9 protein-coding genes are annotated in these 11,951 nt (G+C 67.4%); 5 read left to right on the top strand and 4 right to left on the bottom strand.

The window, feature by feature from the left end:
* Window positions 1-15: 15 nt before the first annotated feature.
* Window positions 16-630, top strand: coding sequence for a hypothetical protein (locus ACLD02_RS12075; protein WP_410298806.1), 615 nt, complete (start codon window positions 16-18; stop codon window positions 628-630).
* A 90-nt stretch (window positions 631-720) separates the two neighbouring features.
* Here ACLD02_RS12075 and ppc read toward each other — a convergent pair whose 3' ends face one another.
* Window positions 721-3,384 (bottom strand): phosphoenolpyruvate carboxylase, encoded by a 2,664-nt coding sequence (gene ppc / locus ACLD02_RS12080; protein WP_410298807.1) that lies wholly within the window; start codon window positions 3,382-3,384, stop codon window positions 721-723.
* Window positions 3,385-3,504: 120 nt separating this feature from the next.
* On the opposite strand from ppc, the gene ACLD02_RS12085 reads away from it, so the two are divergent.
* Both ACLD02_RS12085 and ACLD02_RS12090 read left to right on the top strand, forming a co-directional pair.
* Entirely contained in the window at window positions 3,505-4,464 is a 960-nt protein-coding gene (locus tag ACLD02_RS12085; protein WP_203105080.1) for a GGDEF domain-containing protein, read from the top strand.
* 95 nt (window positions 4,465-4,559) lie between these two features.
* Window positions 4,560-6,242, top strand: a complete 1,683-nt coding sequence (locus tag ACLD02_RS12090) for a trypsin-like serine protease (RefSeq protein ID WP_410298808.1) — start codon at window positions 4,560-4,562, stop codon at window positions 6,240-6,242.
* Between the two features lie 93 nt (window positions 6,243-6,335).
* Here ACLD02_RS12090 and ACLD02_RS12095 read toward each other — a convergent pair whose 3' ends face one another.
* Window positions 6,336-7,991 (bottom strand): FAD-dependent monooxygenase, encoded by a 1,656-nt coding sequence (locus tag ACLD02_RS12095; RefSeq protein WP_410298809.1) that lies wholly within the window; start codon window positions 7,989-7,991, stop codon window positions 6,336-6,338.
* 106 nt (window positions 7,992-8,097) lie between these two features.
* Between ACLD02_RS12095 and dinB the strand changes: the two genes are divergently transcribed.
* The gene (gene dinB / locus ACLD02_RS12100) at window positions 8,098-9,189 is read left to right on the top strand and encodes a DNA polymerase IV (protein WP_338015227.1); all 1,092 of its coding nucleotides are present in this window, start codon (window positions 8,098-8,100) and stop codon (window positions 9,187-9,189) included.
* A gap of 25 nt (window positions 9,190-9,214) precedes the next feature.
* Here dinB and ACLD02_RS12105 read toward each other — a convergent pair whose 3' ends face one another.
* On the bottom strand, window positions 9,215-9,448 hold the full coding sequence (locus tag ACLD02_RS12105) for a hypothetical protein (RefSeq protein WP_203105084.1): 234 nt from the start codon (window positions 9,446-9,448) through the stop codon (window positions 9,215-9,217).
* Window positions 9,449-9,673: 225 nt separating this feature from the next.
* Between ACLD02_RS12105 and ppnN the strand changes: the two genes are divergently transcribed.
* The gene (ppnN, locus tag ACLD02_RS12110) at window positions 9,674-11,038 is read left to right on the top strand and encodes a nucleotide 5'-monophosphate nucleosidase PpnN (RefSeq protein ID WP_203105085.1); all 1,365 of its coding nucleotides are present in this window, start codon (window positions 9,674-9,676) and stop codon (window positions 11,036-11,038) included.
* A gap of 45 nt (window positions 11,039-11,083) precedes the next feature.
* Here the strand turns inward: ppnN and ACLD02_RS12115 are convergent, their stop codons facing one another.
* Entirely contained in the window at window positions 11,084-11,854 is a 771-nt protein-coding gene (locus ACLD02_RS12115) for a 3-hydroxyacyl-CoA dehydrogenase (RefSeq protein WP_203105086.1), read from the bottom strand.
* Between the last annotated feature and the right edge of the window lie 97 nt (window positions 11,855-11,951).

The following is an 11,951-nucleotide window of genomic DNA, read 5'->3' on the forward strand; positions in this document are numbered from 1 at the left end:
TTATGGAGGACCCGAATGTATTCCTTTTCGTCCGCCCTGCCGGCGCTGTTCGGCGGCCTGTTCCAATGGGACGCGGCGGTGGCCGCCCAATTCGGTTATTTGTTAATGGCGGTGCCCGGCGTGCTGCTGGGCGCCCTGGTGGGCCTGTTGCCGGGCTGGTTGCTGGGACGCGGGCCGGCCCGGCGACCGGCGGTGGCCGCCGCTCTGGCGTTGGTGCCCTGGCGGACGCTGCTGATCGGCTGGCTGGTGGCCCTGCCGGTGTTCGGTCTGGCGCTGCTGGGCATCGGCGAGAAAGCCACCGCCTGGCTGATGCCGCAGGCGGGGTTCACCGCCGGCCTGTGGCTCACCGCCAGCGGCGCCACCCGTGCCGGCGGGCCGCGTAGCCTGCCGTTAAGCGCGGTGCGTGCCGGCCGCACCGCCTTGATGGTAATCAGCGGGTTGATCATGGCCAACGCCGTGGTCGGCGCTGGCGGTCTCGGCAGGCCCTGGCTGGAGGGCATGCAGACGCTGGAGATCGAGCAGACCCTGCGCGCCACCGGCCAGCACTTCTCCGTCCTACTGGTGGTGGACTGGGTGCTGGCCGTGCCGCAGGCGCTGCTGGTCTGGTTCGCGGCGCGACGGAATCCTTGATTCGTGGCCGGCGGGCCTTGATCGATCGCGGCTCAAGCCGCTCCCGCCGCCGCCCGATACACGCGGCAGGGGCGGCTTCAGCCGCGATACTCAGCCGGTGTTGCGCATGCCGGCGGCGATGCCGGCGATGGTCACCATGAGGGCGCTTTCCAGGGTGTCGTCTCCGTCGCGGTCACGCAGACGGGCCATCAGCTCCGCTTGCAACAGATGCAGTGGGTCGGTGTAGGGGTCACGCACGCGGATCGACCAGCGCATCACCGGGTTGTTGACCAACAGGTCGTCGCGGCCGGTGAGCCGGTGCAGGGCGTCCACGCTGGCGGCCAGGCGTTGGCGCAGGGTATCGCCCAAACGCTTGAGGTCCGGGTCGTCGGTGAGGCGCTCCTCGTACCAGGCGGCCACCCGCGGATCGGCTTTGGCGAGCACCATCTCCAGCATGTCGATGACGCCCTGGAAGAACGGCCATTGCTCGGCCATGGCCCGCACCGTGGCGGTTTCCTCCGGGCTGTCCAGGGCCGCTTCCAGGGCGGCGCCGGTACCCAGCCAGGCGGGCAGCATCAGGCGGATCTGGGTCCAGGCGAACACCCAGGGGATGGCGCGCAGGGTTTCCACGCCACCGCCGGGTTTGCGGCGCGCCGGGCGGCTGCCCAGAGCGAGCCGGCTGAGTTCGGTTTCCGGGGTAACGGTGCGCAGGTAGCCGACCAGAGCCGGGTCGTCCCGCACCACCTGGCGGTAGCCGTCCACGGACACATCGGTAAGCGCTTGCATACGTTCGCGCCAGGCATCCTCGGGCTCACCGGGCGGCAGCAGCGTGGCCTCCAGGGTGGCGGCCAGGTACTGCTCCAGGTTGTAGGCGGCCACCGAGGGACGACCGTACTTGAAGCGGATCACCTCACCCTGCTCGGTAACACGGATGCGCCCGGCCACCGAGCCTGGCGGCTGCGACAGCAGCGCCATACGGGTCGGTGAGCCCCCCCGGGAGATGGAGCCGCCCCGACCGTGGAACAGGGTCAGCGGCACGCCATGGTCACGGAACAGGCCGGTGAGTTTTTCCTGGGCGCGGAACTGGGCCCAGGCGGCGCCCAGGAAACCGGCGTCCTTGGCGGAATCGGAGTAGCCGATCATCACTTCCTGACCGTCCACCACCCGCTGTTTATAGAGCGGGATGCCGAGCAGGGCGGTCATGGTGTCGCCGGCATTGTCCAGGTCGTCCAGGGTTTCGAACAAGGGCACCACGCGCATCGGGTGGCGCACTCCGGCAATCTTCTGCAGCAGCATTACCGCCAGCACATCGGACGGCCCCCGGGCCATGGAAATCACATAGGCGCCCAGGCCTTCCGGGCCCTGCTCGGCGATCACCTTGCAGGTGTCCAGCACCTCGCGCACGTCGCCGTCGCACAGATCGGAGCGGTAGAACGCCTCGTCGATCAGCGGGCGACGGCTTTCCAGTTCGCTGAGCAGGAAGGCCTGCTTCTGATCCTCGTCCCAGTCGCCGTAGCCGCCCAGGCCCAGATAGCGGGTGATGGCATCCAGAGCGGCGGTGTGGCGGGTGGATTCCTGGCGGATGTCCAGACACAGCAGCGTGATACCGAAGCAGTTGAGGCGGCGCAGGGTATCCTTGAGCTCACCGTCGGCGATGGCCGCCAGACCCACGGCACGCAGGGAACGATCGATGAGCAGCAGCTCGTCAAGCAACTGCCGGCCCTCGATGAAGCCCTCGCCGTCGGGCACCGGGCTCCCCTCCACCAGGGCCTCCATACGCCGGCGGGTGATCTTGAGGCGGTCGCGCACATCGCGCAGCACCACCCGGTAGGGTTCATGGCTGGGGCCGGTGCGGGCCAGCAACTCCTCGCTGGCGCGGTGCATGGACAAATCCGCGAGCAGGTTTTCCACGTCGCGCAGATACAGGTCGGCGGCCATCCAGCGGGCCAGCAGCAGCACTTCCCGGGTCACCGAGGCGGTGACATTGGGATTGCCGTCCCGGTCACCGCCCATCCAGGAGGCGAAGCGCATCGGCACCCAGGCGGATGGCGGCGCGTCCAGACCGGCCACCGCCAGCTCCGCTTCCACGTCACGCATGGCGCGCGGTACCGCCCGCCACAGGGACTGCTCGATCACCGCGAAACCCCACTTGGCTTCGTCCACCGGGGTGGGCCGCTCGCGGCGGATTTCGTCGGTGCTCCAGGCGGACAGGATCAGTTCGCGCAGGCGCTGGCGCAGGCCATGCTCTTCCTCGGTGGTGAGGTCCGGCCGGTCCCGTTCGGCGAGCAGGTCCGCCATCTGATCGTATTTGCGGATCAGGGTGCGCCGGGTCACCTCGGTGGGGTGGGCGGTGAGCACCAGTTCCACGGACAGCGGCGCCAGGGTTTCCTGGATGCGCTCCGGGGAAACACCCTGTTTTTTCAGCTCCGCCAGCACCTGACGCAGGCCCTGGTCGGTGTCCGGGTCGCCGGGGTAACGTTCGTGGCGCCGGTGCAGGCGCTCGCGGTGATGCTGCTCGGCGATGTTGGCCAGGTTGAGGAACTGACTGAAGGCGCGCGCCACTTCCAGCAGGGTGGCGTCGTCCAGGGGCCCGAGCAGTTCGCGCAGGCGCGTCAGTTCCACCTCACCCTGGGAGCGGCTTTCCACCGCCGCCTGGCGAATCGTTTCCACGGTGTCGAACAACCGCTCGCCGGCTTGCTCGCGCAGCACCGCGCCCAGTTCCTCGCCCAGCAGGCGAACGTCATCGCGCAATGGCGCGTGTGGGTCCTGATCCATAGTCACTCTCTATGAAGCGCTTCGATGAAGCGCTTTTTTACAACAAGGGTCCACCGGATATCTTTATTCCATGGCGGGGCTGACGCAACATAGCGCGGATCGGATCGAGGAAACAGCTTCATGGAAACCCCAAGCCGCATGTCCACGGAACAGGGCGTGATCATCCTTCAATATGTCGCCAGAGCACTGTTCGCCGTTCTCGCGGTGATCTACTTCAATCATTCCGACGGCTTCTTTTTCGCCCTGCCGGCGGTGACGCCCTGGGTGCTGGCCGGCAGTTATCTGGGGCTGCAGCTGCTGTTCCTGCTGGCACGCGTCCCCCATGCCACCCTGCTCGCCTCCGGGCTGGATGTGGTGATCCTGGGCGTGGTGATTCTGATCGACGCCGGTCAGCCACCGCCGACCATGGCCCTGTTGTTTCTGGCGGTGCTCAGCAACGGGCTGCTGTACGGGCTGCGACGTTTCCTGATCATGCTGGCCGCCGCCGAGGTGGTGCTGGCCATCGTCATGCCGATCCGTCTGGGCTATGGGGATGACAGCGGCGCGCTGCTCAACCCGGCGGCCTCCGCCAGCCTGTTTCTGCTGGCGGCGCTCACCGTGTGCATGCTGTATTTCGGCCTGATGATCTGGCGCAATCAGGTACTGGCCCGGCAGTCGGTGGAGAATGCCTGGCGTGATCCGCAGACCGGCTTCATCAGCCGCGCCGCCCTGTCCAGCACCGCCGGCTGGTTGATTCCCCTGCACGACCGGCTGTCCTCGCCGCTGACTCTGGTGCTGGTGCACGACGACGACCTCAACGCCCTGGCGGACGCGGTGGCCCAACGGCTGCGGCGCAGCGATATCGTCGCCCGCTACGATGAGGAGCACCTGGCCCTGCTGCTGCCGTGTACCGCCACCGGCGCCGCCGAGCAGTTGCTCGCCGACCTGCGCGGTTCGCGGCCCGGGCTGCGCGCCGCCCTGCTCACCCTGCACAGTGCCAACGCCGCCCTGGAGCAGGTGCTGCACCACCTGCAGACCGCGATGCCGCGCACCCGGCCGGACGACGGGCACTGGCTGGCTCACGCCACGCCCCTGGCCTGATGGTGAAGGCCTTAACCAAACGGTAACGGTTTCCTCACTTTTTCATCGCGCCGTTGGCGTATGCTCGGGTGGACAACAATGACCGGGGGAAACCCATGATTCGTTGGACGCCCGTCCTTCTCTCCTTGCTGTGCACGCCGCTCTGGGCCCAGACCGCCGCCCCCCGCATCATCGGCGGCGACGACGCCCAACAGGGGCAGTGGCCCTGGATGGCCCAGGTCGACATATTTTTCTCCGCCAGCAGCCAAGTGGGGCTGTGCGGCGGCACCCATCTGGCCCGGAACTGGGTCGTCACCGCCGGCCACTGCGTGGTGAACGAAAACGACCAAAGCGTGACCGCCGGCGATGTGCAGGTACGGCTCGGCAGCGTGTTCCTGGACGGTGGCACCGCCTACACCGGTACCGCGCTGTATATTCCGAGCGGTTTCCGGCGCACCCAGGGTCGCGAGTTCGACAACGACATCGCCCTGGTGCGCATTAACGGCCCGACCATGAGCGAGCGCCCCAGCCTGATCGGGGATGCCCAGTTCCAGGATCTGCAGAATCGAGCCGCCGCCGAACGGGACGAGGCGCTGACCGCCCTCGGCTGGGGCGTTACCCAGCCCGGCGGCGACACCCCGGCGTCCCGGCTTCAGGAAGTGCAACTGGACTATGTGCGCACCGACAGCTGCCTGGCCCAGTGGGGCAGCGGCAACTTCAATACCGCCACCATGGTGTGCGCCGATGAACTGAACCCGCCGGACGGCCAGCAGCAGGATACCTGCATCGGCGACAGCGGCGGCCCGCTGTTCATCGGCCAGGACAGCGATCCCTATGTGGTCGGCCTGACCAGCTATGGTCAGGTCAACTGCGCCGACGAATTGCCGTCGGTGTACACCAAACTGAGCAGCCAGATCGGCTTCGTGGAAGCAGCCACCGCCGATGCCGGCGACCCGCTCGTGGACCTGGCTCTGGAGAATACCGGCGAGCGGCTGTACACGGCGGCGGCGGGCACCCTCTCGCGCACCCTGACCCTGGCCAACCGCGGCCAGAGCAACAGCGTCACCGGCGCCAACATCGCGGTCAGCGGTGGCGGTGATCTGGACGTGCGCCTGGACGGGCAAAGCTGCACGCTGCTGAACAACACCTGCTACACCTCCTCCAACACCCTGGGCACCACACTTATCAACCGCGCCGAGCAGGTGGAGCTGACCGCCCGCTACGACGGCCTGGCCACGCCGGCCCGGGCCACCCTGACGCTGGACGCCGGCGCCGACCAGGAAGAATACCGCAGCAAGAACAATCGCCACGAACTGACGCTGATTTTCTCCGACCAGGCGGACCTGTCGGTCAGCGGCCAGGTCACCGAGGCCAGCCGCGACGGCGACGGCCAGGGCGTGGCGCGGGTACGGGTGACGGTGAGCAACCTGACCACCGTGAACGGCGCTGCCGCCAGTCAGGTGGCGGTGAGCCTGTCCCTGCCGGCCGGCACCACCGTGCGCGACAGCTCGGTGCTCTGCGACACGGTGTGCAGCCCCGGGAATCTGGCCCCCGGCGAAAGCACCGACTTCACCCTGACCCTGGCCACCGGCACCGCCGAGAACGGCACCCTGGGGCTGAGCGTGGACGCCAACGGCGGCGACTTCCCCACCGACAACAATCAGGACGCGGTGGCGTTGTCCTATTCCGCCACCACCGACACCGACAGCGGTGGTGGTGGCGGCGGTGGTGGTGGCGGCACCCTGGGTTTGGCGGCCCTGGCGCTGGCGCTGGCCGGAGCGCTGCGCAAGCGCGGCTGAGGCTTCGCGACTGAAGTCGCTCCTACCGCCGATGCGGCCCGCTGTAGGAGCGACTTCAGTCGCGATAACCACCCATCTTCCTACCCGCGCGGCTCAGACCCCGCGCAGCATGCGCTCCAGATAGGCAAGCAGATAATCCGCGTCGGTGAGCGGCGCCCGGTAGGCCAGATGGCCATCCGGGCGCATCAGCCACAGCCGGCTGCCGGGTCCGAACGCGGCCTGGAATTCGCCGTGCTCGTCCCGCCAGCGATGCACCGCCTTGGCCATGGCACCCTGGGGCGGGTCCAGCTCCAGATCACCACGACCGATCAGCGTCACCCGCAGTTCGTTGAGATACTCGTCGGGCAGCCGTGACAACAGCGCGTGCAGAATCACCCGGGTGCGGTGATCCGGCGCTTCATCCAACTGCAGCAGGAGATGGTGCAGCGGCTGGCGCAGCAGCCCCTGCACCCGCCTTGGCCCACCGTCGCGCAGCGACACCAGGGCGGCGTCCGGCACCCGGTCACCGGGCAGCGGGCCCTGGCGGCGGCGGCCCACCTCGGCGTCCGGGCCCGCCTCCACCAGCGGTGAATGGCGGTAATGCACGTCCAGCTGGCTGGCCCGGCGCACCAGCCGGCGAGCCAGCTGTGGCCGGCCACCGGCCAGACGCAGCAGGGAATCACGGGCGCCGCGCAGCGCCCGGGCGCGCACCAGGGAAGCCCGCGACAGAGCATCCACGCCGCGCAGCATGTCCTCGGCCACCGGCCGGCGCTCGCGCTGGTAGCTGTCCAGTAGCGCGCCGCCGCCCCTACCCCGGCAGAACAGCACCAGTTTCCAGGCCAGATTGAAAGCGTCGGCGATGCCGGTGTTCATGCCCTGGGCGCCCAGCGGGCTCTGCACATGGCAGGCATCGCCGGCGAGCAGGATACGGTTGCGCCGGTAGTGGCTCACCAACCGCCGCTGGATGGTGAAGCGGCTCAGCCAGCGGGCCTGCTCCGGCAGCGGCGTCTCCGGCCCCAGGGCGGCGCGCAGGCGTTCGTGAAAATCCTCCAGGGTGGGTTCGCCGGCCTCCTCGTCCGGCTCGCCGTTTTCGCTGATCACCAGGCGCCAGCCATCGGGCATGGGTATCGCCGCCAGGTTGCCGTCGGCGAGCAGGAAGCCGTGGAAAGCGTCGTCGGCCAGGTTGGGCGCCCAGTCCACATCGGCAAGCAGGAAATGCTCCCGATAGTCATGGCCTTCGAACGGCAGGCCGAGCAGCTCCCGGACCTTGGAGTGGGCGCCGTCGGCGCCCACCATCAGTTGCGTGCCAATGGCCACTTCGTCGCCGTCATGGCGCACCACGGCGGTGACGCCGGAGCCATCCTGTTGCGCCTGCAGCAGCTCGGCGCCACGCCACAGGTCGCCGCCCAGGCGCCGGTAGCGCCGCTCCAGAATCGCTTCAAGGCGTGGTTGCGGGCAGCACAGCAGATAGGGAAACGGCGAGGCCAGCGCGCCGAAATCCAGGTCCATGAGCGGCCCTTTTTCGCCATGCACGCGGATCATGGACAAGGGCCGCCCCTCGGCGAGCACCGCGTCCAGCACGCCCATGGCATCGAAAATCTCCAGGCTGCGGGCATGCAGCCCCAGGGCCCGGGAGTGCTCGGAGCGTTCCTCCTGCCGGTCGATGATCCGGCAGGGCACGCCGGCGCGCAGCAGGTTGATGCCCAGGGTCAGGCCGGTGGGCCCGGCGCCGACGATCAATACCTTGGGGGCGTTGGATCCCGTCATCATGATCGTGGTGCTACCATGGTTGCCTGGAACCGGGATCGAGCTTCCCGATGAAAACCCGTCATGCGCAATTGACTCCTTACATTACCCGCGACCATACCGGACTTCCGTGAGCCGCAAGATCATCCACGTGGATTGTGATTGTTTCTACGCCGCCGTCGAGGTGCGCGACGACCCGCGCCTGCGCGGGCGACCGGTGGCGGTGGGCGGCGATCCCAACCGGCGCGGGGTGATCGCCACCTGCAACTATCCGGCCCGGGAATTCGGCGTGCGCTCGGCGATGTCCTCGTCCCAGGCCCTGAGGCTGTGTCCCGAACTGGTGATTCTGCGCCCGGATTTCGATAAATACCGCCGGGTCTCCGGGCAGATTCACGATATTTTTCGCACCTTTACCAACATTATCGAGCCCCTCTCCCTGGACGAAGCGTTTCTGGATGTGTCGGAGAGCCCGCTGCACGCCAACAGCGCCACCCGCATCGCCGAGGCGATCCGCGCCAAAGTGCGCGACACCCTCCATATCACCGTGTCCGCCGGCGTGGCCCCGAACAAGTTCCTGGCCAAGGTGGCCAGCGACTGGAACAAGCCGGATGGCCTGTTCGTGATTCCACCGGAGCAGGTCGAGGCCTTCGTCGCGGCCCTGCCGGTGAAACGCATTTCCGGGGTAGGCCGGGTCACCGGTGAAAAGCTGGCGGCGCTGGGCATTCATACCTGCGGAGACCTGCAGGGCATCAGCCGGCTGGACCTGGCCCACCACTTCGGCAGCTTCGGCGAGCGCCTCTACCACCTGGCCCGGGGCGAGGACGACCGGCCGGTGCAGACCAGCCGGCGGCGCAAGTCAGCCAGCGTGGAGAAAACCTACCATGAGGACAAACGTACCCTGGCGGAATGGCTGCGGGAACTGGACGATCTTCTGGAGCGGTTGCGCCAGCGCATCGACCGGCTGGACGCCAATTACATTATCCAGGGTTTGACGGTGAAGGTGCGCTACAACGACTTCCGCATCGTCAGCACCGACCAGGGTGGCGACCGGGTCGAGCGGGAACCCTTCGAGCGGATGCTGACCCAGCTGTGGGAACGCCATCCGGCGCCGGCGCGACTGCTGGGCGTGGGCGTGCGGCTCAGGGACCTGAAGAGCCCGCGACAGCCCGATCTGTTCCCCGAGGAACGGGAGAAGGCCCTGCGCCAGCACCGCGGGCCCTGAGGCCAGCCGCGATGGCGAGGCGCTTTCAGCCGGCCACCCGCGCCACCGGGGTCGCGCCCTCGCCCACCGGCGTCGGCAGGCGGGCCAGGGACTGGGCCATGATCTCGCGGCCACGCCGGGCCACCGGCTCCATCTGCGTTTCCAGGTATTGGTCCAGTACCCGCACGCACTCGTTGCATCGTGTCAGGGCATCCGGGTCCGGGCGCGCCAGCAGTTCATGCACCGCGTCATCGAGTTGATTCAGATACTTCAGCAACATGCCAGACTCCAGCGATCGTCACAGCCTAGGGGGCGGGAATGACGCCCCCATGACAGGGCCTCCACGCCAATGGGTCCATAGTGACCCAGTTGGCGGGTTTTGGCAGCGACTCCGGCGGTCTCCGGGCATGAAATCCTGTAAAAACTGATTTCCATCAAACGAGACGGGAGTCACGGCCCTGGGGTTATACTGCCCGCCTTTCACTTTCAACACACACTGGATTCCATGACTTCGACCGTATCCACCATCGTCGCCCCGGAAGGCAGCCTGGAAGTTCTCAGCCAGCAAGAGGTGGAGCGCCTGCGCGATACCTCCACCAAGGGGCTCCATGACCTGCTGCGCCGCTGCGCCCTGGCGGTGCTGAACGCCGGCACCCCCACCGACGACAGCCGCCAGGTGCTGGAAACCTATCGAAACTTCGAGATTCAGGTGATTCAGGAGGACAGGGGCCTGATGCTCAAGCTGGACAACGCGCCGGCCGGTGCTTTCGTGGACGGCCGCATGATTCGTGGTATTCGCGAGCACCTTTCGGCGGTACTGCGCGATATCGTCTACGTGGCCAACGAAATCGAGCATGGTGGCCGCTTCGATCTGGAGGACACCGACGGCATCTCCAACGCGGTGTTCCACATCCTGCGCAACGCCGGTGTGCTGCATGCCGGCGTGCTGCCCAACCTGGTGGTGTGCTGGGGCGGCCACTCCATCTCCCGCGAGGAATACGATTACTCCAAGAGCGTGGGCTACCAGCTCGGCCTGCGCGGCCTGGACATCTGCACCGGCTGCGGCCCGGGCGCCATGAAGGGCCCGATGAAAGGCGCCCATGTGGCGCACGCCAAGCAGCGCAACCGCCAGGGCCGCTACCTGGGCATCTCCGAGCCGGGCATCATCGCCGCCGAAGCCCCCAACCCGATCGTCAACGAACTGGTGATCATGCCGGACATCGAGAAACGGCTGGAGGCGTTCCTGCGCATGGCTCATAGCATCATCGTGTTCCCCGGCGGCGTCGGCACCACCGAGGAGATTCTTTATTTGCTGGGCGTGCTGCTGCACCCGAGCAACCGGGACATCCCGCTGCCGGTGGTCTTCACCGGCCCGGCGGAAAGCGCCGAGTACTTCCGCCAGATCGACACCTTCATCCGCTACGCCCTGGGCGACGACGCCGCCAAACGCTACCGGATCATCGTCGACGACCCGGAGGCGGTGGCGCTGGCGGTGCGCGAGGGCGTCGACGACCTGACCGCCTTCCGCCGCAAGCAGGACGACGCCTTCTACTACAACTGGCGCCTGACGGTACCACTGGAATTCCAGAAGCCGTTTCAGCCCACCCACGCCGCCATGACGGCGCTGGCCCTACGCAAGGACCTGCCGGTGTTCGATCTGGCCGCCAACCTGCGCCGCGCCTTCTCCGGCATCGTCGCCGGCAACGTCAAGGAAGCCGGCATCCAGGCCATCGAGGAACACGGCCCCTACCGGCTCACCGCGGAGCCGGGCCTGATGGCCCAGCTGGACATCCTGCTGCAATCGTTCGTGGCGCAGAGCCGCATGAAGCTGCCGGGCAGCCATTACCAGCCCTGCTACGTTTTGGAATGATCGAGAAGCGGAATCGCGGTGGTTCCACCGCGATGCACCGGCCGCTTAGCGGGGCTGCATGCGGATGCCGCCGTCCAGGCGGATGGTCTCGCCGTTGAGGAAGGTGTTCTCCGCCATATGGCACACCAGGGCGGCGTACTCCGGCGGTTCACCGAGCCGTTTCGGGAACTGGGTCATCTCGATCAGCGGCATTTTCACCTTGTCCGGGGCGGCGTTCATCAGCGGGGTGTTGAAAATGCCCGGGGCGATGGTGTTCACCCGGATGCCCAGCTTGGCCAGGTCCCGGGCCATGGGCAGGGTCATGCCCACCACGCCGCCCTTGGTGGCGGCGTAGGCCACCTGACCCACCTGACCGTCGAAGGCGGCCACCGAGGCGGTGTTGACGATCACGCCGCGCTCATTGTCCTCGCCGGGTTCGTTCTCGGCCATCACCGCCGCCGCCAGCCGCGCCACGTTGAAGGTGCCGATCAGGTTGATTTGCACCACCATGTTGAACACGCCCAGATCATGGGGCTGGTTGTCCCGGCCCACGGTCTTCATGGCGGACCCCACGCCGGCGCAATTCACGCACAGGTGGATGGCACCGAACCTGTCCCGAGTGGCGTCGATGGCGGCCTTCACCGAGGCTTCGTCGGTGACGTCGGTGGCCACGAAACCGGCAGCCTCGCCCAACTCGGCGGCGGCCTGGGCGCCCTTTTCCTCGTCCCGGTCCAGGATCATCACCTTACCGCCCTTGGCGATCAGCGCCTCGGCGGTGGCCCGGCCCAGGCCGGAGGCGGCCCCGGTGATCACGGCGACTTTACCTTCAATGTTCATACTGACTCCTTGTTTTATGGCCCGGCGGCGTTTCGCTTCAGCCGCGATCAAAGGTTGTTAAAAGCACACTATAACGAAGCGCCGGTGTGCCGACATT

The organism is Alloalcanivorax sp. C16-2 (assembly GCF_046507615.1).
GTDB classification, from domain to species: Bacteria; Pseudomonadota; Gammaproteobacteria; order Pseudomonadales; family Alcanivoracaceae; genus Alloalcanivorax; species Alloalcanivorax marinus_A.

Bases quoted from the DNA above. Each gene is read 5' to 3' on its own strand.
- ACLD02_RS12075 (WP_410298806.1), top strand. From the start codon at position 16: ATGTATTCCTTTTCGTCCGCCCTGCCGGCGCTGTTCGGCGGCCTGTTC.
- ppc (WP_410298807.1), bottom strand. From the start codon at position 3,384: ATGGATCAGGACCCACACGCGCCATTGCGCGATGACGTTCGCCTGCTG.
- ACLD02_RS12085 (WP_203105080.1), top strand. From the start codon at position 3,505: ATGGAAACCCCAAGCCGCATGTCCACGGAACAGGGCGTGATCATCCTT.
- ACLD02_RS12090 (WP_410298808.1), top strand. From the start codon at position 4,560: ATGATTCGTTGGACGCCCGTCCTTCTCTCCTTGCTGTGCACGCCGCTC.
- ACLD02_RS12095 (WP_410298809.1), bottom strand. From the start codon at position 7,991: ATGATGACGGGATCCAACGCCCCCAAGGTATTGATCGTCGGCGCCGGG.
- ACLD02_RS12105 (WP_203105084.1), bottom strand. From the start codon at position 9,448: ATGTTGCTGAAGTATCTGAATCAACTCGATGACGCGGTGCATGAACTG.
- ppnN (WP_203105085.1), top strand. From the start codon at position 9,674: ATGACTTCGACCGTATCCACCATCGTCGCCCCGGAAGGCAGCCTGGAA.
- ACLD02_RS12115 (WP_203105086.1), bottom strand. From the start codon at position 11,854: ATGAACATTGAAGGTAAAGTCGCCGTGATCACCGGGGCCGCCTCCGGC.